The 26,874-nt window shown below is 59.0% G+C and carries 30 protein-coding genes; 8 read left to right on the top strand and 22 right to left on the bottom strand.

Features of this window, described 5'->3' with window-relative positions; all coding sequences use genetic code 11:
* Window positions 1-98: 98 nt before the first annotated feature.
* Together G3578_RS12470 and G3578_RS12465 are read right to left on the bottom strand one after the other, a co-directional pair.
* Complete coding sequence (locus tag G3578_RS12470) at window positions 99-989, bottom strand: LysR substrate-binding domain-containing protein (RefSeq protein ID WP_165213322.1); 891 nt, start codon at window positions 987-989, stop codon at window positions 99-101.
* 6 nt (window positions 990-995) lie between these two features.
* Window positions 996-2,099 (bottom strand): NAD(P)H-dependent flavin oxidoreductase, encoded by a 1,104-nt coding sequence (locus G3578_RS12465; protein WP_165213139.1) that lies wholly within the window; start codon window positions 2,097-2,099, stop codon window positions 996-998.
* A 169-nt stretch (window positions 2,100-2,268) separates the two neighbouring features.
* On the opposite strand from G3578_RS12465, the gene G3578_RS12460 reads away from it, so the two are divergent.
* Window positions 2,269-3,195: a DMT family transporter gene (locus tag G3578_RS12460; protein ID WP_165213137.1), complete on the top strand. Its 927-nt coding sequence runs from the start codon at window positions 2,269-2,271 to the stop codon at window positions 3,193-3,195.
* On the opposite strand, the gene G3578_RS12455 is transcribed toward G3578_RS12460, so the two are convergent.
* Window positions 3,192-4,061, bottom strand: coding sequence for a LysR family transcriptional regulator (locus tag G3578_RS12455; RefSeq protein ID WP_165213135.1), 870 nt, complete (start codon window positions 4,059-4,061; stop codon window positions 3,192-3,194). The genes G3578_RS12460 and G3578_RS12455 overlap by 4 nt on opposite strands.
* 226 nt (window positions 4,062-4,287) lie before the next feature.
* Here G3578_RS12455 and G3578_RS12450 point away from each other — a divergent pair, with 226 nt between their 5' ends.
* Together G3578_RS12450 and G3578_RS12445 are read left to right on the top strand one after the other, a co-directional pair.
* A complete protein-coding gene (locus G3578_RS12450; protein ID WP_165213133.1) occupies window positions 4,288-4,491 on the top strand; it encodes a hypothetical protein in 204 nt (67 codons plus the stop codon).
* Window positions 4,492-4,843: 352 nt separating this feature from the next.
* Entirely contained in the window at window positions 4,844-4,990 is a 147-nt protein-coding gene (locus G3578_RS12445; RefSeq protein WP_165213131.1) for a hypothetical protein, read from the top strand.
* Here the strand turns inward: G3578_RS12445 and G3578_RS12440 are convergent.
* A complete protein-coding gene (locus G3578_RS12440) occupies window positions 4,987-6,795 on the bottom strand; it encodes an SgrR family transcriptional regulator (protein ID WP_165213129.1) in 1,809 nt (602 codons plus the stop codon). The two genes, G3578_RS12445 and G3578_RS12440, sit on opposite strands and share 4 nt — an antisense overlap.
* A gap of 125 nt (window positions 6,796-6,920) precedes the next feature.
* On the opposite strand from G3578_RS12440, the gene G3578_RS12435 reads away from it, so the two are divergent.
* Both G3578_RS12435 and G3578_RS12430 read left to right on the top strand, forming a co-directional pair.
* Window positions 6,921-8,165: an MFS transporter gene (locus G3578_RS12435; protein ID WP_165213127.1), complete on the top strand. Its 1,245-nt coding sequence runs from the start codon at window positions 6,921-6,923 to the stop codon at window positions 8,163-8,165.
* A gap of 144 nt (window positions 8,166-8,309) precedes the next feature.
* The gene (locus G3578_RS12430; RefSeq protein ID WP_165213320.1) at window positions 8,310-8,831 is read left to right on the top strand and encodes a GNAT family N-acetyltransferase; all 522 of its coding nucleotides are present in this window, start codon (window positions 8,310-8,312) and stop codon (window positions 8,829-8,831) included.
* A 117-nt stretch (window positions 8,832-8,948) separates the two neighbouring features.
* Here G3578_RS12430 and G3578_RS12425 read toward each other — a convergent pair whose 3' ends face one another.
* The 6 genes from G3578_RS12425 to G3578_RS12400 all read right to left on the bottom strand — a co-directional run bounded on the left by G3578_RS12425 (window position 8,949) and on the right by G3578_RS12400 (window position 15,390).
* Window positions 8,949-9,683: a glucosamine-6-phosphate deaminase gene (locus tag G3578_RS12425; protein WP_165213125.1), complete on the bottom strand. Its 735-nt coding sequence runs from the start codon at window positions 9,681-9,683 to the stop codon at window positions 8,949-8,951.
* A gap of 24 nt (window positions 9,684-9,707) precedes the next feature.
* Window positions 9,708-10,553, bottom strand: coding sequence for a carbohydrate ABC transporter permease (locus G3578_RS12420; RefSeq protein WP_165213123.1), 846 nt, complete (start codon window positions 10,551-10,553; stop codon window positions 9,708-9,710).
* A gap of 1 nt (window position 10,554) precedes the next feature.
* On the bottom strand, window positions 10,555-11,439 hold the full coding sequence (locus G3578_RS12415; RefSeq protein WP_165213121.1) for a carbohydrate ABC transporter permease: 885 nt from the start codon (window positions 11,437-11,439) through the stop codon (window positions 10,555-10,557).
* A gap of 52 nt (window positions 11,440-11,491) precedes the next feature.
* Window positions 11,492-12,766, bottom strand: coding sequence for an ABC transporter substrate-binding protein (locus tag G3578_RS12410; RefSeq protein WP_241254601.1), 1,275 nt, complete (start codon window positions 12,764-12,766; stop codon window positions 11,492-11,494).
* Entirely contained in the window at window positions 12,763-13,905 is a 1,143-nt protein-coding gene (locus G3578_RS12405; RefSeq protein WP_165213119.1) for an ROK family transcriptional regulator, read from the bottom strand. Before G3578_RS12405 ends, G3578_RS12410 begins: the two co-directional genes overlap by 4 nt.
* 237 nt (window positions 13,906-14,142) lie before the next feature.
* Window positions 14,143-15,390: an MDR family MFS transporter gene (locus G3578_RS12400; RefSeq protein ID WP_165213117.1), complete on the bottom strand. Its 1,248-nt coding sequence runs from the start codon at window positions 15,388-15,390 to the stop codon at window positions 14,143-14,145.
* Between the two features lie 140 nt (window positions 15,391-15,530).
* Between G3578_RS12400 and G3578_RS21390 the strand changes: the two genes are divergently transcribed.
* Window positions 15,531-15,827, top strand: a complete 297-nt coding sequence (locus G3578_RS21390; RefSeq protein ID WP_481752741.1) for an SgrR family transcriptional regulator — start codon at window positions 15,531-15,533, stop codon at window positions 15,825-15,827.
* Window positions 15,743-15,967: a hypothetical protein gene (locus tag G3578_RS12390; protein ID WP_165212985.1), complete on the top strand. Its 225-nt coding sequence runs from the start codon at window positions 15,743-15,745 to the stop codon at window positions 15,965-15,967. Before G3578_RS21390 ends, G3578_RS12390 begins: the two co-directional genes overlap by 85 nt.
* Before the next feature lie 26 nt (window positions 15,968-15,993).
* Here G3578_RS12390 and G3578_RS12385 read toward each other — a convergent pair whose 3' ends face one another.
* The 5 genes from G3578_RS12385 to G3578_RS12365 all read right to left on the bottom strand — a co-directional run bounded on the left by G3578_RS12385 (window position 15,994) and on the right by G3578_RS12365 (window position 19,628).
* Window positions 15,994-16,998 (bottom strand): NAD-dependent epimerase/dehydratase family protein, encoded by a 1,005-nt coding sequence (locus G3578_RS12385; RefSeq protein ID WP_165213113.1) that lies wholly within the window; start codon window positions 16,996-16,998, stop codon window positions 15,994-15,996.
* Between the two features lie 29 nt (window positions 16,999-17,027).
* Window positions 17,028-17,609 (bottom strand): ATP-dependent Clp endopeptidase proteolytic subunit ClpP, encoded by a 582-nt coding sequence (gene clpP / locus G3578_RS12380; RefSeq protein WP_165213111.1) that lies wholly within the window; start codon window positions 17,607-17,609, stop codon window positions 17,028-17,030.
* A 22-nt stretch (window positions 17,610-17,631) separates the two neighbouring features.
* Window positions 17,632-17,892 carry a hypothetical protein gene (locus G3578_RS12375; RefSeq protein WP_165213109.1) on the bottom strand — a complete coding sequence of 87 codons (261 nt, stop codon included), beginning with the start codon at window positions 17,890-17,892 and terminating at the stop codon, window positions 17,632-17,634.
* Window positions 17,889-18,488 carry a winged helix-turn-helix domain-containing protein gene (locus G3578_RS12370; protein WP_165213107.1) on the bottom strand — a complete coding sequence of 200 codons (600 nt, stop codon included), beginning with the start codon at window positions 18,486-18,488 and terminating at the stop codon, window positions 17,889-17,891. Before G3578_RS12370 ends, G3578_RS12375 begins: the two co-directional genes overlap by 4 nt.
* A 387-nt stretch (window positions 18,489-18,875) precedes the next feature.
* Window positions 18,876-19,628: an MBL fold metallo-hydrolase gene (locus G3578_RS12365; RefSeq protein WP_165213105.1), complete on the bottom strand. Its 753-nt coding sequence runs from the start codon at window positions 19,626-19,628 to the stop codon at window positions 18,876-18,878.
* 100 nt (window positions 19,629-19,728) lie between these two features.
* Here G3578_RS12365 and G3578_RS12360 point away from each other — a divergent pair, with 100 nt between their 5' ends.
* The gene (locus G3578_RS12360; RefSeq protein ID WP_346774006.1) at window positions 19,729-20,160 is read left to right on the top strand and encodes an Lrp/AsnC family transcriptional regulator; all 432 of its coding nucleotides are present in this window, start codon (window positions 19,729-19,731) and stop codon (window positions 20,158-20,160) included.
* A gap of 156 nt (window positions 20,161-20,316) precedes the next feature.
* Here G3578_RS12360 and G3578_RS12355 read toward each other — a convergent pair whose 3' ends face one another.
* The 7 genes from G3578_RS12355 to gnd form a co-directional block, all read right to left on the bottom strand.
* Window positions 20,317-20,478: a hypothetical protein gene (locus G3578_RS12355; protein WP_165213103.1), complete on the bottom strand. Its 162-nt coding sequence runs from the start codon at window positions 20,476-20,478 to the stop codon at window positions 20,317-20,319.
* 83 nt (window positions 20,479-20,561) lie between these two features.
* Window positions 20,562-21,737, bottom strand: a complete 1,176-nt coding sequence (locus tag G3578_RS12350; RefSeq protein WP_165213101.1) for a CapA family protein — start codon at window positions 21,735-21,737, stop codon at window positions 20,562-20,564.
* A 124-nt stretch (window positions 21,738-21,861) separates the two neighbouring features.
* Complete coding sequence (locus tag G3578_RS12345; RefSeq protein WP_165213099.1) at window positions 21,862-22,512, bottom strand: bifunctional 4-hydroxy-2-oxoglutarate aldolase/2-dehydro-3-deoxy-phosphogluconate aldolase; 651 nt, start codon at window positions 22,510-22,512, stop codon at window positions 21,862-21,864.
* A gap of 24 nt (window positions 22,513-22,536) precedes the next feature.
* On the bottom strand, window positions 22,537-23,481 hold the full coding sequence (locus tag G3578_RS12340) for a sugar kinase (RefSeq protein ID WP_165213097.1): 945 nt from the start codon (window positions 23,479-23,481) through the stop codon (window positions 22,537-22,539).
* Between the two features lie 13 nt (window positions 23,482-23,494).
* A complete protein-coding gene (gene dgoD, locus G3578_RS12335) occupies window positions 23,495-24,643 on the bottom strand; it encodes a galactonate dehydratase (RefSeq protein WP_165213095.1) in 1,149 nt (382 codons plus the stop codon).
* Between the two features lie 4 nt (window positions 24,644-24,647).
* Entirely contained in the window at window positions 24,648-25,919 is a 1,272-nt protein-coding gene (locus G3578_RS12330) for a nickel pincer cofactor-dependent isomerase, group 22 (protein ID WP_165213093.1), read from the bottom strand.
* A gap of 21 nt (window positions 25,920-25,940) precedes the next feature.
* Complete coding sequence (gene gnd / locus G3578_RS12325; protein ID WP_165213091.1) at window positions 25,941-26,843, bottom strand: phosphogluconate dehydrogenase (NAD(+)-dependent, decarboxylating); 903 nt, start codon at window positions 26,841-26,843, stop codon at window positions 25,941-25,943.
* Window positions 26,844-26,874 lie beyond the last annotated feature (31 nt).

Raw genomic sequence — 26,874 nt, 5'->3', positions numbered from 1 at the left:
CCCTACGTTCCATTCTCTGTATACGCTGTTATAAGTATAGCAACGGAAAAATGAGAAGGGAAATAGAATGAAAACACCAATTTAATTACAAAACGTAATTAAGAGATGCCTGGATAGAGTGCAGTCAAAATTTCCACAAACCGCTCTGCCGTCTCCGAAACATTCAGCCTGGGCAGGACCAGATAGGACGCCACCTTGGGCAGCGGCAATCCCGGGGTGTCCAGTTCGATGAACCGGTTTTCAAACAGATCGCGGCTGATGGCGGATCGGGGCAAAAAGGAGACGCCCAATCCTTCCTCAATGAACCGTTTGGCGATGTCGGTCTGGGTAACCACCATCGTGCGCAGGGAATATCCGCGCTGCCGCAGCATCAGGAGCAGTTCGTCCCAATATCCCGGATGGTTGTGGGTCAACAGCCTGTGGGTGGTCAGCTCCTGCTCCCAGTCCGGCAGCGGTGCGTCCATGTCCCCGCCGCTGTGCGGCACAGCGAACACGACCGGATCTTCATACAGGAGATGGGACGTCACCTGGAATTCGCCCGGCAGGATCCGCGACAACCCGAGATCGGCCTGTCCGTTCTGCACCAGCGGGCCAACCTCCACCGATTCCACAATGCGGATGGAGATGTCCACATCCGGATACATCTTCGTGTAGCGGTGGATCAGATGCGGGAGGGTCGTGCGGGCGATCGTCGGGGAAGCCGCTATCTGCAGTTTGTCCGTATACCCCTGCCGCCAGGCGTGCAGATCCTCCAGGCCGCGGTGCCATTCTTCCAGCAGTTTTTTGGCGTGCGGCAGAAAGCGCATCCCGGCGGGGGTCAGCTTCACCCGCTTGCCCGTCCGCACGAACAGGGAGATCCCCAATTCCCGCTCCAGCTGCCGGATGTGCTGGCTGACCGTCGGCTGGGCGATGTACAGGGCTTCTGCGGTCTGATGGAAGTTCTCAGTCGACGCCGCAATCACGAAGGTTTGCAAAAGGCGAAAATCGATGGCGCCTCACCTCCGGCTACTCCCGGGGCACAGCAACGCGATGCGGGCCGCCGCCCGTTCCGCTTCCCGGATGAGCTTCGCCACGATCTCGGCAGCGGATTCCTCCTCCCGCAGCATGGCGACTCCCTGCCCGGCCCACAGGGTCATGTTCTCACTGTCGTTTTGCCGCGCGGCGGCGGCCCGGATCTCCCCGGTCAGCCGATTCTGCACCGGAAACGGCAGCGGGGAAACGCCGGCTTCTCGCTGCGTCTGCATGAAGCGGTTGTCCACGCCGCGGGCCGGCCGTCCGGAGAAGGCCCGCGTGATAGCCGTATCCGTCTCCCTGGCCGCCAGCAGGCGCGCCTTGTAGGCCGGATGGGCGCTGCTCTCCTTGCAGGCCAAAAAACGCGTGCCCAATTGGACGGCATCCGCTCCCAGCGCAAGCGCCGCGATCATCCCGCGTCCGTCCATGATCCCGCCGGCGGCGATGATCGGCATATCCGGCAGGGCTTCGGTCAACAGGGCAACCAGCGGCAGCGTGCCGATACAAGCGCCATCCCCCTGATCCCCCACGTGGAACGTTCCCCGGTGTCCGCCCGCCTCTCCGCCCTGGGCGACGATCGCATCCACACCCGCTTCCTGCAACGCAAGCGCCTCTTCCAGGGTGGTCGCCGTGCCGATCAGCTTCATCCCGGCGCGGCGGGCTTCCTCCCCGAACGCTCCCGGCAGCGAAAACGCAAAGCTGAATACCGGCACCTCTTCTTCCAGCAGGATGCGGAAACGCTCCGCAATGGCATCAGGCGTCATCGGCAGTTCTCCCGACCATTCCGGCAGTCCTACGGCGGCTCTCCTGCCGTTCAGCCACTCTGTGAACGCCGGGGTCACCTCCGGCCGCTCCACTTCCGGGTAGAGCAGCAGATTGACGGCAAACGGCTTGCTGGTCAAACGTTTGATCTCCCGAATCGCCTGCCGGATCGCATCCGGCTGCATGTAGGCGGCTCCCAGCGTGCCCAGCCCTCCCGCTTCCGAGACGGCGGCAACCATCTCCGGCGTGGTGATGTTTCCCGCCATGCCTGCCTGGATCAGCGGCAGTTCCACGGAAAAACGCTCGCAAAACCGTGTGTTGAGCATCTTTACCCTCTCCTCCCTCATATCCGCGAATCCATCCGTTTCCATTTTACATGAACCGGCGGGAAAACCCCATTTTATAACTCCCGGTTATATCCCTTCTTCCCAAATGGAAGTACGGCTTCCGTTCCCTTTCCCTGTATGATGGGGACCAGAAAGGAAGTGGATCACCATGCTGCTTGGATATGTCGTCATGTGCCTGATCTTCGGCACCTCCTATCTCATGATCAAAATCGGCCTGATGGAAGGAATCCCCCCGTTTCAATTCGCGGGACTGCGCTTTCTCATTGCCGGAGCGCTGGTGCTGGCCTTCCTCGGCATTCGCCGGCAGCTGCCCCGCCTGTCTGTCAAGATCTATGCAGAGGTCGCCCTGCTTGGTTTTCTGATGACCACCATTCCGTTTGCCTCGCTGTTCTGGGCGGAGCAGCATGTTTCCTCCGGCACGGCGGCTCTGCTTGTGGCCACCGCCCCCATCTTCACGCTGTTCCTCGGCCTTGTCCTGCGGGAGATCCGCTTCCGCTGGCATCTCTTCCTCGGGCTTGCGGTCAGTCTGTGCGGCGTGGCTCTGCTAGTCAGCCACAACCTGGGAGGAGAAACGGCGGGCCTGCCCGCCTTGGCCGGCAAGCTGTCCATCATGGGGTCCGAACTGTTCTTCTCGCTGGGCGTCATCCGTTCGCGCAAGCTGATGGGCAAGATTCCGCCCTTTGTGTTCAACGGGTATCAGTCGGTCTTCGGCAGCCTCGGCCTGCTGCTCATCTCCTTCTTTACGGAACAGGTCTCCGCAGCCGCCTATACCTTCACGGCGGTTACGGCCCTCCTGTACCTGGCCATCGTCGTCTCCATCGTCGCCTCCTCCATTTACTACTGGCTGGTGAAAGAGACCAATTCCACCTTTCCCACCACCTGGACCTATGTGGCGCCGGTGCTTGCCATGGTGAACGGCACCCTTTTCCTTGACGAAGCGCTGACGGTGGAGGTCTTGCAGGGCGGCGTGGCCGTGCTCGTCGGCATCATCCTGCTGAATTGGGAGACCTGGCAAAAGATAGCGAGTGAACGGAAAGCGAAAAAGAACCGCGTCCCAGCAAACAGCGCGCCTTAAACGACAGGCGCGCTTGTTTCGCATAAGACATGTACCTCTTTTTCAAAACGGGGCTGATACAGGACATCAAGCGTCCGGTAAAACGGTTCCCCGCCGATCTTCCGGATGGCGATCTGCGGATCATGAAACTGTTCCGCCACCATGCGCGGCAGAAAGGTGACGCCGTATTCCTTGGCGACAAACGTCTGCAGCGAGTGGGTAAAGTCCACTTCCAGCCCGATCACCGGCTGAATGCCAAGCTTGTTGCAATGCCTCCGGAAATTGCTGCGGATATCACAGGGATCCTTGTGCAGGATCATGTTTTCCCGGCACAAGTCGCGAAAATCGATCGTTTCCTGGGAAGCAAGCGGATGGGAAGCCGGCAGCACGGCCAGATACGGCTCCTGAAACAGCGGCAGGCTGGCGAATTCGGGGTGTCCCCCCAAATCCTGCACGAAGGCCACATCAATCATCCCCTGCTCCAACAAATTGACCAGATCCGCCGTGGTGTCGCGCACTTGGATGGAGACGCGGATTTGCTGCTCCCGCTGCAGGCGGCTGACCGCTCCCGGCAGGTAGCAGTTTGCAATGCTGGGCAGGGCGCCGATTCTGAGCGGGGTATCCGCAGCGTACTCTCTCATCCTCTCCACCGTCTGATCCAGCTGCTCCAGGATATGGCACGCCCTGTCATAGAAGAACCGGCCCGCTTCGGTCAGTTCGATTCCCGTCATGCGGCGGTGAAACAGGACGCAGGAGAGCTGCTTTTCCAATTGGGCAAGCTGTTTGGTCAGGGCAGGCTGAGAGATGAACAGGGCTTTGGCCGCCTTGTTCAGGCTGCCTTTTTCCACGGTCGCGACGAAATATCGCAGCTGTTCGAGACGCAGCATGAGATCCCTCCCCCTCTCCAATCTCACTCCATCATACCGCATGATTCTCCACTCGACTATAGCCGGCACTGCACATCCGCCAAGCGGAACTTTTTTTGGTGGAGAGGCATGATCTTGGCACCTTCCCGTAGAAATAGTACACCAGGATATTTTTTCTGAATATTCTATGAATAGATACCTTTTCAGCTGCCGTGCTGCCCAACCTTTTTGGAAGGAGTGTGGTCACATGCACAAGTCTATCTACTACGCCATCCCCTGGAGCGAACAAAAGAGGGTGAAGGAGGTGCTGCGTACCATCAATGTCCCCTACACGTTTCAAACGCTCGACGGGAGGTGTATTGTCGTTTTCTCCGATCTCCCCGTCTGGCAGTACTCCCAGGTCCGGAATGTCTTTGGCTACGAAGGTGCCTTGATTACCGAAAAAATGTAAGCGGTATCATTCCCCGTGATCGTTCCAGCAACCGGGTCGGAGAACTTGTCAAACGATTCGTTTCTCGCTAATAATAAATATTAGAAACAGGAACGTCGACGGGACAGCACCGACAGCACCGTCTTTTGCCAGTCACCCGTTTCCTTCTCATGGTAACGGGTGACCATCATCGATGAGCACTCTGCCAATGACGCCATGCAGCAGGGTTCTCCTCCATAACCGATACCCCCTTGCCGGGCCGAGAGCCATACGGGCAAGGGGCTTTTGTTTGGGTACTGTGGCATAATTTTCACGAAGCGAGCGGTGTGGATTTTCCTTCACGCTGGTCGGGGGCGCCCCCTGGCTGAATCTGTTGAATACCCGATATCACGTCGGCAAGAAGGTGCAGGCGGTCATGCGGCCTGGCCTGCATGAAGCGGTATGCGCCGCCGCACTCATCCGGACGATTCGGGACAATATGGGAGTGGCCTCGCAGGCGCTCCCTTTCCTGTCGGGCTAAAACCAGATGTCTTTGTAATCGACCCATCCCAGCGAATTGAGCGCCACCCCTTTTAACGCGGGATCATAGGCAGAGCTCTGGCGCGAATGGTAGAGAAACAGCAGGGCATGCTCCCGTTTGAACACCTCTTCCAGCCCTTGCAGCATCGCCAACCTATTCGCCCGGTTCCCCTCCCGCAGCGCGTCCGCGATTCCGCGGTCAAGCTGCTCCCGCAGTGCATCGCTCAGGTGGTAGCGAAAGAAGCTGCTCTCTGTTTGATACATCTCGACAATCCCAAACTGCAGGTCTTCATCCAGCACCTCGCCCGCGAGCAGCATCTCCGCTTCCAATGCCCGTTCCCTGCGCTTCAATTGCTCAATCGGCAGGGCGGTCACTTCGATGGCGATCCCTGCACGCTGACATTCCTTCTGTACCCAGCAGGCATCCTCCTCATTGCTGGAGCCCTCGTAGGTATATAGCTTCAATGTTTCTCCCCGATAACCGGCCTCGGCCAGCAGCCGGCCGGGATCAGCCTGCTTGCGGCAGGATTCCCCTGCCTCAATCGCTCCGCTTACCGCCGGAAAAAAACTGTGGGCCGGACACAGACGGTTTCCCCCGAGATCGGCGATCATCTTTCTTCTGTCCAACAGAAGCTGAAGAGCCTTCCGGAAGCGGCTGTCCTGCTGCGGACCCGGTTTGTTCAGGTTAAAGGTGATGTACTTTGCGCCCGTTTCGATATGTTCAAGATCTTTCCACTGGGAAGGCTGTTCTCCCCGGCGCGAAAACGGCAGGTACGCGAGCCGGTACCCGTCCACGCCTTCCTGGACCCCGCGGGCCAGCAAATCCGGAATCACCCAAACTTCCACCCGGTCAAGATGCGCCCGTCCCTGATAGTAAGCCGGGAATGCCTCCAGGACAAGCTGCGTGTTGTCGTTGCGCACGAGCCGAAACGGTCCGCTGCCAACCGGATACCGGGCAAACCGTTCTCCTTGTTCCGAGCAGAGCTCCGTCGGCACGATCGATAGCCGGTCGGATGCCAGATAGTGGAGAAACAGACGGTTCGGCTTGGCAAGCTCGATGTGCAAGAGCGTATTCTTCGCCACCTCAATGTTGACGATATCGGCAACCATCCAGCGAAACGGCGAGTTTACCCGCGGATCGCGCACACGCTCCAGCGTCCGCTTCACGTCATGGGCGGTCAGCTCCCGTCCGTGATGAAACTGCACCCCTTTGCGCAGATAAAAGGTCCATCTTTTCCACTCGGCATCGCTTTCCCAATGATGGGCAAGCTGCGGACGAAACGTGTCAGCAGCCGCATCGTAACGCACCAGGGTGTCAAAAATCTGCTTCACCATGTGCGATTCCGTGCGGCGCACCACGAATGCCGGATCAAGGGCCGGAATCGGCCGATAAAACGGCATGCGCAGCGTATCCACCTGCTTCTCTTCCGACTCCACCACCTGATACCCGAAGTGGTTCATGAGCCAGTCGAAAAACCGTTCCTTGACGGCCGGACGCACTTCCCTCCCGCCCAACTGTTTCAGAGCTTCCTCCACATTGCCCTTCATCACGTGACGGCGGGCCAGCTGCAGCACGATCTCATCCGCCCCGACCCGAAATGTCAACAGGGAGCGATTCCCCCGTCCCCGCCCGGGTGACCAGTCAATCCACCCAAGTTCCGCCATCTGCTTGAGGATCAGCTTCACATTGCGGGTCGAGCAGCAAAGCGTCTCCGTCAGCTCCTGCAAGGTCGTTTCGATGCGCACCCCTTCTTTGCCGGCCGCCATCTGCGTATTCAATCGAATGTAATGGTAGGCAAGCTGCATGGCGTTTTCCTCCCGCCCCATTCCCAAAAAGGGGAAATCATGACAAGGAAAGCTTACACTTTTTCTTCCCCTTTCACCAGAAAAAAATAAAAAGAGCAAGTATCGGATGCAAAGGGGGAAAATCCATGTCTACCTTACAGACCGACACACTCGCACCGAAAGCGGAGCCGCGCCCCTCCAACACGGTCTGGCAGAACCGCAGCTTTCTGATCCTGTTTCTCTCGGGGGCCGTCATCAGTTTCGGCAGCAAGGTATATGAACTGGCGCTGCCGCTCATCATCTACCAGATGACCCATTCCTCCGTATATATGGCCACCATGCGGGCGATCGAATTCCTGCCCAACCTGCTGCTCGCCATGTTTATCGGGGTGCTGGTCGATCGGTTTAACAAGAAGCGCTGGACGCAGACGATGGTGTTCCTGCAGGCGGTCATCCTGCTTGCCCTTTTCCTGTTGGTACAGTTCGGCAAGGCCAGTCTGCTTTATTTTTACATCGCCGGGTTCTTCCTGATGACCTGCAATTATGGCTACGGCAACGCGCGGGTCAGCATCGTGAAGCTCGCGGTGCCCAAACATCTGCTCACATCCGCCAACGCGAAGTTCTCCTTGATCTGGACGCTGATCGACATCATGGGACCAGCCATTTCCGGCATTATCCTGATGTTTTCCGCCCTGCACAACGGGCTGTTGATCACGGCATGTTCCTTTTCCCTTGCCCTGCTGCTGCTGTCGTTTCTGGATACGGATAGCTTTGCGCCCGCTGCCGGGCGAAGCGCGTTTCTGCAGGAGTTTCGCGAGGGCTGGCAGGAACTTCTCGCGAACAGGCCCTTGTGGCTGATCACGCTGCTGGTGATCTTCCTCAACGCCACGGCCGGCATGTTTGACGCCATGGTGGTCTTCTTCGCCAAGGATCATCTGCACCTTGCCAACTCCCAGCTCGGGATGGTCTTGTCTTCCGCAGGGCTCGGGGGGCTGGCAGGCAGCATGCTGGTGGAACTGTGCCGGAAATATATCCCGACCGGCCGGCTGTTGGGAATCACCATCCTGTCGCTTGGCGCCGCCTATTTGGTGATGGTTCTGGCCGATAGCGCCTGGTTGATGTGCGTGTCGCTCTTTTTCACCGGGATGATCGGCACCATCGAGAACATCTGCATCTGGACGTACCGGCAGGAGACCACGCCCTCCCATTTGATCGGGCGCATCAGCGGCATTACAGGGTCCATTTTCAAACTGGGCATGGTCTTTACCATATACGGGTCGGGATGGATTGCCGAAACCCTGGGGACGAAGTGTGTGTTTCTCGGAGCGGCTGTGAGCAATCTCTTGATCTTTCTCGTCTACCGTCGGCTTTCCTTGTGGGGATTGAAGTAGAAAAAACGAGCGCCCGGGATATGTTTCCGGTGCTCGTCCCGTGGATCGTCACGGAGCGGACAGGGATTGTTTGTAAGAATATCTGACATGCTTGTTGTGCGAAAACAATACTTCGTCTATAGTAAATGGAAACAATCATGCCGCATGGAGGGGTTTGGGTTGTTTCGTGATGGGAAGATTGAAGAAATAGATGCCATGGAAGAACATATTGATCAGCTTGCGGAACTTCTCGTAGAGGTGGTAGAGGATGGGGCGTCAATCGGTTTTCTGCCACCCCTGAAACGTTCGGAAGCGAAACAATATTGGGAATCCGTCTTGAAACCTGATGTGATCTTGTGGATCGCGAAAATCAACAATCAGATCGTCGGAAGCGTCCAGCTGCATCTATGTACCAGGCAGAACGGCAGGCACAGGGGGGAAATCGCCAAATTAATGACTCATCCTGCTTATCGACGCAGCGGGATTGGCCGCGCATTGATGCAAAAAGCGGAAGAACGGGCCAAACAAGAAGGTCTCTCCCTTTTGGTTCTCGATACCCGGGAAGGAGACCCTTCCAATCGCCTCTATGCGTCAATCGGCTTCGTGGAAGCGGGGCGAATCCCGAACTATGCCAGGTCGGCAAACGGGGAACTGCATGCCACCGTTATCTATTACAAATTGATATGAACCGAAGCTGCAGAATAAGGGTGAAGCATGGAGCGATGGGCCGCCGGTCGCCGGGAGAGCGGGCGGGAACCATCCCCCATGACACGGAAGGCCTTCCGAATCGAAGGCCTTCCTTTTTTAACGTGTTTCTTCCACTTTGGCATAAGCCGCCTTATCCAGATAGAAATGGGCGTTCGGATGGGTTTGCAGCACGCTGGCCGGCAGGGACGGGGTAACTTCCCCCCGGAGGGCCTGGTAGACGGCCTCCGCTTTTTGGGGACCATTCGCCGCCAATACCACTTTTCTGGCCTCCAGCATATGCTTGATGCCCAGCGTGATCCCCTGGGAGAGCTGTTTCGGTTCCTTGAAATATTTCTGCCCCACTGTTTTCGTCACCTCATCCAGGTCGACCACATGGCAGTAGCTGTCAAAGGAAACGCCCGGCTCGTTGAACCCCAGATGCCCGTTCACGCCGATGCCCAGCAGAATCAGATCAAGCGGGCCGCGCCGGAAGAGCAGTTCATCGATGCGCCGGCACTCCGCCTGCAGGTCGCTGGCCTTGGCGTCAAAGAGGTGAATCTGCGACTCCTTGATCCCCAGCGGCCCGTATACCTCTGTGAACAGAAAATGCTGGCAGCTTCCTTCATCTTCGCGCCCCAAACCGACAAACTCATCCAGCCCCACGAAGGTTACCCGGCTGAAATCCACGCGCCCCTCCTGCACCGCCTTGACAAGCTCCCGGTAGGTTCCAAGCGGGGTACTGCCGCCGGGCAGGCAGATCAGGGCGTCCGGCTTCTCCTTTACCAGATCGATGATGCATTGGGCAACGTTTACCGACATCTCTTCATAGCTTTCAAACACATGCAGATTCATCCGTATGGCCTCCCTTTTTCTCTCTTATTCTTTTATGCCACCGGCAACCATGCCTCGCACCAGATAGCGCTGGAAGACGATCGCGATGAGGAGGGGAGGAATGGATGCCAAGACCCCGCCCGTTGCGATCATCCCGTAATCCACCGCGTTTTTGCCGCTGAATTCGGCGATGGCCACCGAAATGGTTTTTGCCTCAAGCGAAGACGTGAACAGCAGGGAGAAAAAGAATTCATCCCAGGCGAGCAGAAAAGCCAAGATGCCTGTCGCGATGATTCCGGGCCGCACGATCGGAAAGACCACGTACCAGAGCGTCTGCAGCCGGCTGCAGCCGTCCACCGCCGCCGCTTCGTCAAACTCTTTCGAAATGGAATCAAAATAGCTTTGCATGACCCAAATGACGAAGGGTATGACGAAGGTTAGATCCAGCAGCACCAGCGTCATTTTGGAGTCCAGCATTTGCATCTCGCTGAAAAGCAAATAGAGCGGGATGACGATGACGACGGACGGGATCATGTACGTGAACAGGAAGAGATAGACCAGCTTCTCCCGGAACCGGAACCGGTACCGCGAAATGGCGTAGGCGGCCAATCCCCCGACGATCAGGGCGATGACGGTCACCGTGGAGGCCACCGTGAAGCTGTTGATCATCGCCATTTTAAATGCGTACGCCATCTCGTTGTCCGGATTGGTGAAGATATCCCGGTAGCGCTCAAAGGTCAGGTTGTCCGGAATCCACTTCAGCGGCGTGGTTGTCAGATCCTTTTGGTAGGAGACGCTGGAGATCACCAGCCACGCAAACGGGGCCAGCGTGAAGACCGCCACGCACAGCGCGAATGCGTACTGGAGCAGCCGGAACGGTTTGCTTCTCATCTTACGCCGCCTCCCCTCTCTTCAGCATTTTCACGTACCCGTAGGTTAACAGGGCGATCATCATGCCGATCAGATAGGAAATGGTGGCCCCCTGCGAGTACTGCAGGTTGCTGAATGCTTTCAAGTAGGCCTGGTAGGTCAGGACCATGGTGCCGTTCGCCGGGCCGCCCTGCGTGATGGCGTAAATGATGTCAAACACCTTGAACGTCTCCATCGTTCGCATCACGATGATCACCAGCAGCGTCGGCTTCAGGTAAGGAAGGGTCAAGGTAAAAAACCGTCTGATCATCCCCGCGCCATCCACCATGGCTGCCTCATAGACCGACTTGTTCACCAGCTGCAGGGACGCCAGCAGAAAGATCGTCACCAGCGGGGTCATTTTCCAGACGTCCGCAATGATCACCATGTTCATCGCCATCCACGGGCTGTTCAGCCAGGAATGGTAGTGATCGATGAGATGAAGCTGTGTCAGCAGTGCGTTCAAGGCCCCGTATTCGCTGTGATAGATCCATTTCCACATCGCCCCGTTGACGATGGTGGGCACAGCCCACGGAATGATGATGATCGAGCGTAGGAAGGTTTTGCCCTTGATCTCCTCGTTCAGGAGCAGCGCGATCAGCGTACCGAGGATCAGCTCCAGGGAAATGGAGACCGCCGCGAAATAGGCCGTTCGCCCCGCAGAGGCCCAAAAATCCCCATCTGATAAAATCTCAAGGTAGTTGTGCAGCCAGACATAGTCGCCGAGGCTGCCGGCGGACAAATCCAGATCTTTCAGACTGTATAAAAACGTTTCAAACAGCGGATACAAGACGATGCCGAATACAATGACAACGGACGGAGCAATGATGAGCCATGCAAATTGAGCATCGCTAAGCTTCCTCTTCATGCTGTACCCCTTTCTCCGAAGAAGAAAAGGGGGAGAACCCCCCTTGCCACTCCTACTTGTTCGCGAGTTCCTCCGCTTTTTGCTGCAGCTCGGCCAATGCATCCTTGGTCGATTTTTGACCCAGCAGCGCCTGCTGGATGCTTACCTGCAGCTCCGTGGAAAGGCTGCCGTACCAGGGAACCTGCGGACGGTTAGCCAGATAGTTGTACTGCACTTTGGAAGCGGCCACGACTTCCGGGTTGGTGGCAATCACATCCTTGTCATCATAGAGCGATTTCCAGATGGGAAGGGCGTTTTTGGCGTATTTCTTTTGCACTTCCTTGGAAGAGAGGTATTCCATGTATTTCCAGGCCTCTTCCGGATGCTTGCTGCCTTTGGCGAGCGCCACCCCCATGCCGCCGTTGACGGAAGCGCTGACCACGCTGCCTTGCCCCGGGCTTGGCGCAATGCCCACCTGTCCCGCTACCTGGGATTGGGTCTTGTCATTGGCGAGGTTGTACATGTAGGTCCAGTTCAGGGCAAACGCCGCTTTGCCGCTGGAGAAGACGCCCCGCACATCCTCCTCCAGGAATTCGGTCGATTTCGGGTTGCTGATGCCGTCTTTCAGGCTTTGCACCATGAAGTCCAGCGCCTTTTGATTGCCTTCATCGGTCAGGGTCGGCTTGCCGTCCCGCACCAGCTTGCCGCCAAACGTTTCGGACAGGGTCGTAAAGTCGCAGGAGAGCGCTTCTGCCTGCTTCCAGCTCCAGACGATCGGGTACTCCACGATGCCTTTCTCCTTGATCACTTTCGCCTGCGCCATCAGCTCGTCCCATGTCTTGGGGGGGTTGGAGAAGCCCGCCTTTTTCAGCATCTCTTTGTTGTAGAAGAGAAACTTCGTATCGTTCAGCCACGGGAGGCCGTACAGCTTGCCTTCATAAGAGACGGCATCCAGCGCCCCGGCGAAAATATCCTGCCGGTCCGCTTCCGGCAATTTATCGGTAACCTCCTGCACAATGCCCGCTTTGGCAAACTTCGCGGTCCAGGGGGCGTCGATCAGGACAACGTCATAGCCCCCGTTCGGCGCGCCTGTCAGGATTTTTTGCTCCAGCGCCTCATACGGAACAAATGTCGTATTTACCTTGATATTCGGGTTTTTGCTCATAAACTCTTTCGTGATGGCCGTGATGTCGTCCTCGCTGTACCCCGCCTGCTTCATGAAAATGGCATTCAGGGTTACCGGCCCGCTGTCGGCCGAAGAACCGGCATTTTCCTTGCCGGCGCCGCAACCGGCGAGCGAAGCCGCAACCAGGATGGAAGACAGCGCCATGCTCCAGAATTTTTTCATTCAAAATCCCCCTTTTCATTCGCTTCCTGTATTTTTTGAAAAGCATATGCGATTGCTCCCAGACCGCCTGCGTCCGTCCCCAAGCGGGCCAGCTCCACTTTGGGATGATTGGGCGTAAATTTCTTAATATTGTCGGTCACCTTGTCCAAAATCTGATGCATGGACTCGGATACGCCGCCGCCCAGGACCACCTTCTCCGGGTTGAGCAGGCTGCAGATATTGGCAATCGCAATCGATACATCCAGAATAAATTGGTCAATCACGGCGACCGCTTGGGGATTGCCATGCTGGTACTGCCGGAACAGCTCGGCTCCGGTAAAGCCGTGTTTCGACAGAGCCGTGCCGGAGGTCCGGTTTTCAAAGGTGCCAAAGCGGCCTACGCTGTTTTCCTGACCATTCCGGACATCCAGCATGTCAATCAGGTAGCCGATCTCCCCGGCCGAATAGCTGTGCCCTTCGATCAGCTCGCCATTGGAGACAATCGCGCAGCCGACGCCGGTTCCAAAGGCAATGAACACCATGTGGCGCGACTGGCCGCCGGACCCCAGCCACTTCTCCCCAAGGGCTGCGCACCTGACATCGTTGTTGATGAACACCGGGAAGGAAAAGTGCTGCTGCATGGCTTCCCGCAGCGGGAGATTCTGCCACCCCAGCGCCGGAGAATCCACCACGATCCCCTTCCTGGTGTTGGTAATGGCCGGCACGCCTACGCCCATCGCGATGATCAGCTGTTCATTGACGCCGGACTGCCGGATGCTTTCCTTGATCATGGAGACCAGATCATCCACGTTTGAAGACGTTTTCAGTTTCGTCTTGTAAACAACCTCACCGTCCCAATCCGTAATGATGATCAGCACTTTGGTTCCACCGATATCGACACCTACCCCATAAGCCGACTTCGGATTGAACCCCAATTCAATCCCCCGCCTGCCGCCTTCCTTGGTGGAACTGCCGAGCCCCAGCTCGATGATGATTTTCTTGTGCAGAAGGTCGTCGACAATCGAAGAGACGGTGGAACGGCTAAGGCCAAGCCTCTTCGCGATGGCAGCCCTGCTGATCGGCTGCTCGGAACGGATCAATTCGAGTACCAGAGAGTGATTGGTGTTTTTAATCAGCTTCGATATGGCGTTTTTCTCCATTGTCTCTACCCTTCTGATCTAGTTTGTTTGTTCGCAATTAAAACAAACTTGCATCTTTATCGTAGCGAACGGTTTGTTTTATGTCAATATAAAAAATTCACAAAAAAGAGCCGGGCGGGACGTTATCGACGCTGGCGGCTCCGCTCCCGATTTTATGGTGAGAGTAAACGCTTTTCCCAAAAAAATAACCCCGGATGAACGAATCGTTTCATCCGGGGCTGCTCACCGAGGAACCCGCTATCCGGTCACTGCGCTTGCCTTTACGCTGTTGGCCTGCTTGTCGGCAGCCGCTTGCACCATCCGGTATTGAAAGAATCCGGCAACCAGCAAAGTCAGGGCGACCAACAGGAAACTGCCTACACCGCCGAGGCGGGTGAATGCTGCGCCTCCCAGCAGCGGTCCGACCGCCCGGGAGATCTGCCAGTTCATCCCGTAGATGGAGAAATACCGGCCGCGCATTTCCGGCGGTGCCATCAGGGAGATCGCTTTTTGCATATGCGGTCCGACCAGCATCTCGCCGACGGTGAACAGCATCTCCACCGCCACCAGCACCGCAAATGCCGGCGCAAACGCATAGCCGCAGGCAACCGCCACCAAGATCAGGTAAGCGGCGAGAATCACCTTGTGGGAGGAGAGATGCTCGGTCCGCTTGGCCAGCCACATCTGCAGCAGGATGACGGTTGTCCCGTTGATCGTCATCAGCCAGGCGAAGATCGTCTGGTAATCCGCAAACCGGCTCTTCAGATGCAGCGGCAGGACGGTCTCCACCTGGGCATACAGCATGCTGACCGGAACCGCCAGGATGGTGATCCACAGGAGTCTCCTGTGCTCCCGCAGCTCCAGTTTTGGCGCGTCAGTCCGGCGCGTGGGGCCGCCCCCGTCCACCGGCAGGGTCTCCGGCACTTTCCACCAGAGCATGGCCCCATAGCACAGGAAGGCCAGCGAGGCGCTGCTGAAGACCAGGGCCGGGTTTTGGGTGAACAGCACCAGACCCATCAGCGGTCCCGCCGCCGCGCCCACGTTCAGCGCCGTGTGCAGGAGCGCAAACACCTCGGCGCGCCGATCCTCCGGCACCACATCGCTCACCTGGGCGTTGGCCGCCGGGAAAAAGAGCGAGCCGCCCAGCCCGTTCATCACGGTCAGAAGAGCGAAGTGCCACACCGTCTCGGCGAACACGAACCCCAACATCGACAAGGTCTGTATCGCCAGCGCGACCAGCATGACCGGCTTGCGCCCATACCGGTCCGAGAGTCCGCCGCCCATGAGGCCGACGATCATCCCGGTGAACGGCTGCAGGCCCACCACCACCATCGGCAGCAGGATGGAGCCGCCCAGTTTGTCATACAGGTATAAAACCAGAAAGGGGCGGAGCATAAACCCCGTCATGGAGGTTAACACCGTTCCCCATACGCGCACCCAGATGGCCGTATCGTAGCGGACATACCATGTTTTCAGCCGCTGGACTGCTTCGCTGATCCGTTTCATCCTATCCGTCCTTTTCCGAATTGCATGTATGGTTGCCGCCATTCTCGAAGGATCAGGGCTGGACGGTTTTCTTCTCCACCAACACCTGCGGTTCCTCATCTTCCCTATGGCGCTGATACCACCATTCTAGCTGGATAAAGATGAAGAAAAAGTGTCATGTATATATCAGGAAATTTCATCTTTTCGGACAAGGGGGAGTTTTCATGCAGCTGGCGGACCATTATCTACGCCTGCGCTCCCACTTTGCAGCGGTGGGGGAAGGGCAGCGCATCCCGGTTTCGCTCCAGCGGCTGGCTGACATCCTCTGCTGTACCAACCGCAACGCGAACCTGCTCTTGAGCGGCTGCGCACCATGGATCGCCGGATTGCCGACATTTTGCGGGAGCCGGATTCCTCCCGCCAGTTGGAGAAGCTGCTGCAGCTGGAGAGGAAGCTGATCGGGGAAGGCGTCATCATCCCGTTGGTTCGCAGGAAACAGCGGACGTATTATCATCCGTCGCTCAAAGGGGTATCGATCCGTTTGTTCGGTTGGGTTGATTTCAAGGACATCTGGTTTCTTCCGGAGCAGCGGGTATAGATGCGGGTGAAACCCCGCTCCTCCCGTCAGAGGCTTGCCAGCACGGCATCTTCCGCCGCGTAGTCAGACAACGCCGAAGAGCCGTTTTCCGGCGGATGGAGGCTCTCCCATTCCACGGTGCGCCGGATGGACTCCTCCAGCGAAATCCGCTCTTGATAACCCAGCTCGCGGCGCATGCTCGACGAATCGCACACAATATGCTGGGCGGCATGGATATTCCACCGCAATGCTTCGGGGAGCCGGTCAGCGGGTACGGAGACGATCTCCCCGCTCCAGCCCACCGCCTGGGCGATCGCCTGAATCCATTCCCGCATGCTCATGGCTGCCGGTTCTCCGACATTGTAGATGCGTCCGGCCGCCCGGCCATCGGATACCGCCAGCGCGATCGCGTCGGCCACGTTTTCCACATATCCGCGCGTCCACCGCCACTCCGGCAGCCCTTCCTCAAGCAGGATCGCCGGCCGCTTATCCAGCATCCTGCGCAGGAAGAAGTACATGCGGTGCTGATAATCGTGCGGCCCATAGACGGCGGGGAGGCGCAAGACGGTGCCGGGCAGCTCCGGATCGCCCATCACGACCCGCTCCACCAATATTTTCTCGTAATCGTCAGGGCCGTTTCTTTTGCCGCGGTAAGCGAACAGCCGCTCCCTCAGCGGCGCGTCCTCCGTCAGCGGTCCCTGTTCAACCGCCCCGTCTTCGAGGCCGTGGAGGCGGCCAAATGCCCGATACACATCGCAGCTGCTGATCGCCACCACCCGGGCCGCTATGCCTTGGAAGGTCTGCATCACGGTCCGGGCATCCTGCTCCGTATACGGCACCATGTCGAGCACGACATCGGGCCCCCATGCCGCAAGCTCGCTCCGGTACCCGGCCAACTCGCGGCGATCCCCCAGCAGGCGGCTGACGCCATCCGGGAGAGTGGACACCGTTTGCCCCCGGTGAAACAGCATCACCTCATGCCCTTGCTCGATCAGCCGTCTGACGGTGTAGAAGCCGATAAAGCGTGTCCCGCCTATGACCAGTACGCGCATGCCCCTGCCCCTCCTTGTGTATCTCTCTTCTACAGCTTTTCAATAACTTTGTCGATGAGGCCGTAATCCTTCGCTTCGGCTGCCGACATGAAGTAATCGCGGTCGATGTCACGCATCACCTTGTCAAAGGATTGGCCGCTTCGTTCGGCAATGATGCGGGCATACATCTCGCGGTTTTTCAGTATGCGGTCGGCCTGAATCTTGATGTCGCTTGCCTGCCCCTGCGCACCGCCCCACGGCTGGTGGATCATCACTTCCGCATTGGGCAGCGCATACCGTTTCCCTTTTGCTCCCGCCGCCAGCAAGAGCGAGCCCATCGACGCCGCCATGCCGATGCAAATGGTGGAGACATCCGGCTTGATGTACTGCATCGTGTCGAAAATCGCCATGCCTGCTGTCACCGAGCCCCCCGGCGAGTTGATATACAGGTAAATATCCTTGTCCGGGTCATCGGCAGCCAGAAAGAGCAGCTGCGCCACCACCGCATTGGCCACCTGGTCGTCGATCGCGCTGCCCAGGAAGATGATCCTGTCTTTCAGCAGGCGGGAATAGATGTCATACGACCGCTCGCCGAGATTCGTCTGTTCTACAACGACGGGTACGAGATTCATTCTGCAACGCCTCCTTTCGCGGTTAAGCCGCCATGCCCATTCGAGCCTGCGGCGCTGTGGATGGTGCCGCTGCGCCGAAGCCCGAGGAGACCATGCGGATGGTGACCGGCGCTGCCGCGTCTTGCTGCCCGCCGACCGTCCATTCGGTCACGGTCGCCTCCTGGAACGTCTCCTCCCGTTGGTCCCGGCGGCTCCCTGGAAACGGAATGACCTGTTCCGCTCCGGCGGCCTTTTTTGAGCGCTCGCCGCTTTTCCGTGTCTGCCACACCAGTACAGGTTTCACGTCTGTTCGCCTCCCCGTTCTGTTTGCGGATATACCGCCAGAATCACCGTGTACGCATCCCTGCCGCCATTCGGGGCCTGATACTTTTCCACCAGCTTCTGCACCATCTCCACATACTCGCTGACGAACGCCTGCCGCTGCTTGTCATCCGCCAGGGCTATGCTCGCCTGCAGCGTCGCGCTGGGGATCTCTTCGCTGGCCTCGGATCGTTCCAGCAGCACCAGCGCGTCCCGCTTGATTCGCTCGGACGTCGTGATCAGATGGGAGAGCGAGCTTTGGTCTTTCAGCCGCTGCACGGTCTCCGCATTCCAGCCGAGCGATTCCGGCAAAATGAACGTCCGGGCGATGGCCTGATACAGCACTTCCACCAGATTGCGCACCTGCCGGGTGCCGACGCGCCGCACCAAGCCTGCCTTCTCCAGCGCTTTCAGGTGATAGTTCACCCGCTGCGGAATTTCATGGATGCTGCGGGCAATCTCTGCCGCCGAGGCCGGTTCCGCCAGCTTGCCGAGAATCTCCGAGCGCAGCGGATTCAGCAGCACCATGGCTTGATCCGGCTGCTCCACGACATAGGTTTCCATGATGTCCTGCGGCAAGGGATCACCTCCTACATAAACCATTTTATTCACGTAAAAATATATTATTACGTTGAGTTATCTTTGTCAAACAGGCAAAAGGGCACCTTGTTGCAAGGTACCCTCAGTGTGCAGACAAAGTCCTTTTTCGCATGGGTAATGGTTCCTGCTCGCTCTCTTGACGACCCGCGCAGAAGTAGGCCATGTCCGCTCCGAAACGCGACGCGGGCGGGGGCTCAACATCTGGGTGTTTCGGGGATGTGAGACTCACGCCCCCTTTGCTCCCGCGTCTTCGTTTCTTCGCTGAGCCGGTCGTCAAAGGAGCTCGCTTGGCCCCATCACGCCATGATTCTAACTGCAGTTTGTCGTCAGTCTGAGTGTACCTTCTTGCCAAGGTACCCTCTCTCCCTAAAACGACAGCCATTCCCCATCGGCGGGGATATGCACCTGGTGGGTGAGCTGCGCAGCCGCCAGCGCCTCAGCCAGTTCGCGGCGCGTCAACAGGCAGTGATTCCACGCCTCCATGTGAACGGCGACAACCCGCGCTTGGGGCGCTTTGCGGCACGTCTGCACGATATCCTCCGCCGTCATCGTGATCGGGCCGCCGGTCAGAAACCGCGCACCGCCCGCATTGACAACCACGATGTCAGGCTGGTGGGCCGCCAGCGCCTCTTCCATCTCGTCGCACCAGACCGTATCCCCGGCGATGTAAAGGGTAGGCTCTCCTTCCGCCTGCAGGACCAAGCCCGATACCGGCCCCATGGCTTTGCCGATCTCCCCGGTCCCGTGCTGCCCTCCCGTGCGATGGAAGACGATGCCTTCCCATGCTGCCTCCGTGGAAACCGGCTGTACCCGGGTAAACCCGAAGCCGCGAAGCTTCTCCTCGTCTTCCGGTTGGCTGAAGAGCGGCAGATGCTTGGGGAGTGCCGCGACCGCCGCATCATCCAGGTGATCCCGGTGGGTATGGGTAACTACGATGGCATCGATGTCCAGCAGGGAACGAGGGTCCATCGGCAAATCCACCAGCGGATTGGGCCGCTGATTGGGGGTGTTGGGGGTGGCAGGCAGCGCCCCGGCAGGACTAAACATCGGATCAACCAGCAGCCTCTTGCCGCCGTACTCTACCAAAAGGGTGGCATGGCGTACCAATTGCATTCTCATCGCAAACCCTCCGATTTATAATGGTACTGATGTTTCACCTCCGATTATAGCCTCCTGCCCCTTTTCCCCGCGAACCAATTGGCCGAAGAATTTTTTCACCGTGAAAGGAACGATGGTCATGCTCGATCAGACCGATCTGGCGATTCTGAAGCTGCTGCAGGAAAATGCCCGGATGCCGTGGCGGGAAATCGGCGAGCGCGTCCATCTTACCGGACAGGCTGTCGGCAGCCGCATCCGCAAGATGGAGGAGACGGGAGTTATCGAGGGCTACACGCTGCGGCTAGACCCAAGCAAGCTCAGCCCCTCCCTCCTCGCGCTGGTCACCGTTTTCATGAAAACAACGGATCATGCCGCCTTCCAGCGCTTCATCCAGCGTGACGAGCGAATTTGCGAAGCGCATCGGATCAGCGGGGAAGGCTGTTATTCGCTGAAAGTGAGCGTCCCGAACCAGGAGGAGCTGAACCGCCTGCTGGACGAGATATTGGCATACGGCAACTACCGGGTCAACCTGTCGATCGGGCGGGTGAAATAACCGATCGCGTGCCCGGAAAAGGGGGACATAGGCTCGCCCAGGTCTCCTTGTTCTGAAAATGCAAAAAAAGACACGCCAGCGATTGGCCTGTCTTTCTTGGGCGGATGCAGTTCCACCCCGGGCAACCGGGGAGTGGAACTGCCTTTTTCACTGCTTCTACTGCGCGCGATCCTGCGTGGCGGGGATGTGGGCGGGTTCGCCGCTTTCTTCCTCCGTTTGCAGCAGCGGTACATCCTGCTGATACGGCTTGTGTTTCGTCGGATAGGCCCCGATCTGCTGCATCTCCGTCACTTCATTCGTCTGTTCGGGCGAGGTCATCTCACAGCGCTCCTTCTTCTGGAAAAATCGATTTTCCTTAGCATCACCTGCTGACGGAGGAAATATGCGGACTCCCCCACGCCTCAATGGGCCGCTTCTTTCACGCTTCCGTCCGGTTCCACGCGGACGCCGGTGGAAATGGACTCCACCCGCCGGATCAGCCGGGCGCCGTCCTGTTTGTTCATCGGCACCGCCTGACCAAGCTCCGCGCGGAAAGGCAGCATCTTCAAGGTACAGGTTCCCCTTTTCGTGCAGGCTGCCTGCAGCACCATGGTTTCCCATGTTTTCGCAACGCTTGAGCGGGTGAAGACAAAATTGCCCAGGCTGTAGGCAATCCACTTTCCGTTGTAGGATTCGAACCCCTGCAGCACATGGGGGTGGCTGCCGACGACGAGGTCTGCGCCCGCATGGATGTAAGCGCGGGCCAGCTCCTTCTGGTGATCCACCGGGTAGTCCACCTTTTCCTGTCCCCAATGGGCGATGACCACCACCAGATCAGCCTGCTTCCGGGCGGCGGCAATCGCTTCGGCCGCCCGGGTCGGTTCGTACGAGATGGCCACTCCCGGCTTGCTGGTGCCGGCATACCAGCCGACATTGGGAACCACCCGGCTGAATCCCAAAAAAGCCACCTTGATGCCGTTCCGCTCCACCATCACCGGTTGGTAGGCACGCGTCGCATCGGCTCCGGCCCCCACATAATCGATGCCGTTCTCCTCCAGGATGCGAAACGTATCGAGCAGCCCTTCTTCCCCTTGATCCATGGAATGGTTGTTGGCCAGATTGACCACATCCATGCCGGCTGCTTTCAGAGGCGGGATGGCGGCCGGCGGCGATTTGTACACATATTCCTTGTTGGGGGCGGGGGTGCCTCTCTCCGTAACGGGCGTCTCCAAATTGGCGATCGTGCAGTCATCCTGCTGAAAAAGCGTCTTCACGTACGCATAGGGAAAATCGTAGCCTTTGGCTTTCAGCAGCGATTCCACATTGCCGCTCATCATCACGTCCCCGACAAAGGTGAGACGGACCACCGGTTCTGCGGCGCCCTCCTCCTCCCCTTCCTGCCGCCCGGATGCCGCCGGGCGGATCGTGTCAACCGGGCCGGACGAGCCTGCGTTTCCCTTGTCCTGGGCGGATCGGAGGAGCGCATCGGCGAGGCCGGCAAGCAGCAGGAGGCCGGCGATTCCCATGAACCAACGCCGCGCGCGGCTTCGCTTCCGTTTTCGCTCGGCCCTCAGCCGTTCTGTTCGCGTTGCATGCATCGTGCTCCCTCATTTTTCAAAGTCTTCTCCTTTGTTTTACGTGTGGCTGGCCGGAACGTTTCCACCTTGTCTACAAACAGAAGCGGCACACCCATATCGGTGTGCCGCTTGCTGTATCCGTCTGTCAGGTCGTTCTCGCTGCTTTTACCGCGTCCACAAACCGGGCGGCCCGCTCGCGCAGCTTGTCATACTCCCCGGCCGCCATCAGCCTGCTGTCGACGAGGCTGCCGCCGACGCCCAGCGCAACCGCACCGGCTTTGATAAACGCGGCCGCATTCTCCAGGTTCACCCCGCCCGTCGGGATGACCGGAATGTGCGGGAAGGGGCCGCGCACGTCCTTGACATAGGACGGGCCGAGGCTGCCTGCCGGGAAGATCTTTACCAGATCGGCCCCCCACTCCATCGCCTGGATCATTTCGGTCGGGGTCATCACGCCCGGCACGACGATTTTGCCATAGCGCAGACCGGTGCGGATCACCTCCTGATGCAGGCTGGGGCTGAACAGAAACTCCGCCCCGCAGTTGATGGAGAGCCGGGCCGTCTCTGCATCCAGCACCGTCCCGGCGCCCACCACGGCTTTCCCCTGCAGGCGGGACGCGATTGCCTCCATGGCCCGGAATGCCCCGGCTGTCTGCACCGGTACTTCCAGCGCCGTGACCCCGCCTTCCACCAGGCTTTCGGCTACACGCACCGCGTTCTCCTCCGGCACGTGCCGCAGGATGGCGATAATGCCGCCCTTGATCATGTTCTGCAAACGCTCCGCTTTCTCCAGCATGATGCTTGCGCCACCTCCCCGCTCTCAGCGGAAAATCTCCGGTTTCTCTTCATCCGGCGCGATCTGGGACCAGTACGGATATCCTTCCACATCGCCCTTCACCGTCACGGCATAGGCTCCGATGCGATTACCCAGACGCACCGCTTCCCGGTACGACCATCCCCGAATCAGTCCGAAGAGAAGGCCGGCCGCAAATCCGTCGCCTGCGCCGATCGGATCGACCACCTGCGCCACCGGGAAGCCGGGCACGTACTCCTGCCCGTCAGCCGTGGCATAGAAGGCTCCCCGTTCGCCCAGCTTGATCACCACCGCTTTGGTCTCGCCTGTGAGCAGCCGCTGCGCGATCCCCTCCGGCGTCCGTTCGCCGGTCAAGAGCTCGCCTTCCTCCAGCCCTGGCAGCACGATGTCGCACCGGGCGGCCAAGGCGGTCAGCGTCTCCCGCGCCTGCCCGGCCGTCCAGAGCTTCAAGCGGATGTTGGGGTCGAAGGTGATGGTCAGGCCGTGGCGTCTCGCGAGCGCGATGGCCCGCTCCACCGTCGCCAGACAGGAAGCGCTCAAGGCCGGCGTGATACCGGTCAGGTGCAGAAAGCGGGCCTGGGCGATCAGCGTTTCGTCCAGATCATCGGGCGTCATGAAGCTGGCCGCCGAGCCTTTGCGATAATAGTAGACCCTCGTCTCTCTGCCCGGCTGCCGCTCCTTGAAAAAAACGGCGGTCGGATGCCGGGGGTCAAACACCACCCCCGACGTATCCACGCCTTCTCCCCGGATGAAATTGCGGACATACAGGCCGAACTCATCATCCCCGAGCCTGCTGATCCAGCTGACCTTGGCCCCGAGCCGGGCCAGACCGATCGCCACATTGGATTCCGCACCGCCGATCGTCTTTTCAAACTGATGCACATACCGCAGCGGGCCATCGGCGGCCGGATGAAACAGCACCATGGTTTCTCCCAGCGTGACAACGTCCATGTGCGTGCGCTCCTTACCATTCCGCGACGGAGCCGTCCGCATTGCGCCAGACCGGATTTTTCCAGTCGTGTCCTTCCTCCGCCGCCTGTTTTACCCGTTCCTCATTGATCTCGATGCCAAGCCCCGGCCCTTGGGGAATGGAGACATAGCCGTCCTTGTAGGCGAACACCTTCGGATCGAGCAGGTAGTCCAACAGGTCGCTGCCCTGATTGTAGTGGATGCCGAGGCTCTGTTCCTGAATGATGGCATTGGGCGTGCAGGCGTCCAGCTGAATGCAGGCAGCCAGCGCAATCGGCCCGAGCGGACAGTGCGGCGCCACAGACACGTCAAACGCTTCCGCCATCGCCGCGATCTTTTTCACTTCCAGAATGCCGCCGGCGTGGGAGAGATCCGGTTGGATGATGTCCACATAGCCGTCCATCAGGATCTGCTTGAACCCCCAGCGCGTGTATTGTCTCTCCCCCGTGGCGATCGGCGTCGTGGTGTAACGGGCGATCTCGCGCAGCGCCTCGTTGTTTTCCGGCAACACCGGCTCTTCGATGAACATCGGGCGGTACGGCTCCAGCTCTTTGGCCAGAATCTTCGCCATCGTCTTATGCACCCGGCCATGAAAATCCATGCCGATCCCGATATCTTTGCCCACCGCTTCGCGCACGGCGGCGATTCGGTTGACGGCGGCCTCTACCTTGGAGATGGTGTCGATGTAATCCATCTCTTCCGTCGCGTTCATCTTCACTGCGGTAAAGCCGGCCTCCACCTTCTCCCGGGCTGCCGCCGCCACATCATGGGGACGGTCGCCGCCGATCCAGGAGTAGACGCGGATCTTGTCGCGGGCGGCTCCTCCCAGCATCTCGTAGACGGGGAGATGGTAGAACTTGCCCTTGATATCCCACAGCGCCTGCTCGATGCCGGAAAGGGCGCTGGTGAGAACCGGGCCCCCCCGGTAAAATCCACCTCGGTACAAGACCTGCCAGTGATCCTCGATGCGCAGCGGGTCCTTGCCGATCAGATACTCGCTCAGTTCTCTCACACAGGCTTCCACGGTAGCGGCGCGGCCTTCCACGATCGGTTCGCCCCATCCCGTGATGCCCTCGTCCGTCTCCACCTTCAGAAACAGCCAGCGCGGCGGTACTTTGTACAAGGTAAACTGGGTGATTTTCATCCGTTCATCTCCTCTGCAACAGGTTTCCTTGGGCGTCGAACGTCCAGGCATACGGCTCCGTCAGAATCTCCATGTCCGGATGCGCCTTCGCCAGCGGCAGCAGCGCTTCCGAAATCTCGATCTCGCCCAGCGTCAGCGTATTTTTGATCCGTACCAGCTTCACATCGTGAAAATTCAAAATGTTGCACGTCTTGATCGCCGCCTGAATCGCTTCCCGGTCATTCGGCAGGGTGGTCGCGATCTTCGTCGGCGCGACAACCGTTGAGGTCAGGCCGTTGGCATAGGTTTTCTCCAGGTCCATCTTGTCGACAAGCCGCTGGGTCGTAAAATCGGCCGTCCCTACGCCATTGGCATTGCCCTCGGTCTCGTCGGTCAGATCCAGCACCACCATCTTGTTCACCACAGGCCCCCCATGGGCGTAGGGGGTGGGGTAGCGGCCCGTGATGTTGGGGTCCATCCCGTCGCCGCTGATGTTCTTACCGATCTCGTCGATCACCAGGACATCGATCTGGTCGAACATGATGCGGGGCAGCAGGCGCTTCGCCTCCTTCAGCAGCTCCACTTCCACCTGCTCGATCTCGGCGGCAGGGATGGCCGCGATCCGCGCCACCTTGTCAAACGCGTTCTCCACCGTGGCGACGCCGAAGAGGATCGGCATCCGGTCGATCAGCATCCGGGCCATCGCCGGGACGTTTTCCGCCATATGGCCAAAGCCGAGCTGATGGCAGGCTTCCGCCCCTTTTTGCTTGCCCAGGCCGATGCTAATCATCTTCATCAGGCCGCTCTCCACCCGCCCGCGAAAAGCGGTGTGCGGCTTCACGCGGTTGATCACCACGATGCCGTCCGCCTGCGAGGCGAACCGGTCGATGTAGACAGGCAGCCCATTGGGCAGCGTGCCCACCTGCACGACTTCCATCGACGAGCGGATCTCTGCCCCCACGCTCTCTTCCGTGATGCCGAGGTGGCGCAGTACGGCGACCTGCCCTTCCGCAGTCGCACCGCCGTGGCTGCCCATGCTGGGTACCAGAAACGGCACGCCGCCGCGCTCCCGAATCATCCGCACGGTCTCCCGCGTGATCGTCACAATCTGGTCCACCCCGCGGCTTCCAACCGCGACGGCCACCTCCATGCCGGGCCGGATCAGCCCCTCCACCTTGCGCAGCTCTTCCCGGACGGCAGCCTCAACATCGGTGATGTGCGCGTCCGGAAACGATTGCTTCACCTTCACCACTTTGGGCAGCGGAATATCCTTCAACAGCTCCTGAAGTATCCCCATACGGGCACCTCCCCCTTCATGCTATTCGTCCGCGCTGACCACCGCGTGGCCGCCGAATTCGTTGCGCAGGGCGGCCACCACCTTGCCGGAGAAGGTATCCTCCTGCAGGGAACGGTAGCGCATCAGCAGGGAGAGGGCGATGACCGGCGTCGCCACCTGGTAATCCAGCGCCGTTTCCACCGTCCATTTCCCCTCGCCGGACGAATGCATCACGCCCCGGATGCGCTCCAGGCGCGCATCCTTGCGAAAAGCGTTCTGCACCAGCTCCATCAGCCAGCTGCGGATGACCGAACCGTTGTTCCAGACACCCGCCACCTTCTCGTAATCATACGAGAACGGCCCCTTCTCCAGCACTTCAAAACCTTCGGCGATCGCCTGCATCATGCCGTACTCGATGCCGTTGTGCACCATCTTGAGGAAGTGGCCGCTGCCGACTTCCCCGGTGTAGAGGCAGCCATCCGCCACCGACAGGCTTGTGAAAATGGGCTCCAGCTTGCGGTACGCTTCTTCCCGTCCGCCCACCATCAGGCAGAGGCCGTTGAGCGCGCCGCTCGTGCCGCCGCTCGTTCCCGCATCAAGGAAGTCGACGCCCAGCTCGGCAAGCTCCCCCGCCCTGCGGATCGAGTCCTGGTAGTGGGAGTTGCCGCCGTCCACCACGATATCCCCCGCCTGCAGATGCGGCTTCATGGCCGCCAGCACCTCGTCCACGACGGGCCCGGCCGGAATCATCAGCCAGAACGTGCGGGGCGCCGGCAGCTCTTTCACCAGCGAGTCCAGATCGCCGTAGACGGTGACCCCATGCGCCGCCGCTTCCTCGCGGCGTCCGGCATCCACGTCGTACGCCGACACGTTTATCTTGTTGCGCAGCATGTTTTGCGTCAGGTTGAATCCCATCTTGCCAAGCCCAATTACACCGATATGCATACTCTTTTCTCCTTTTTCTCCCGTTATGAAT

It is taken from the genome of Brevibacillus sp. SYP-B805, from assembly GCF_011059135.1.
Classification (GTDB): Bacteria; Bacillota; Bacilli; order Brevibacillales; family Brevibacillaceae; genus Brevibacillus_F.
This window is presented reverse-complemented; position numbering and strand designations above follow the sequence as displayed.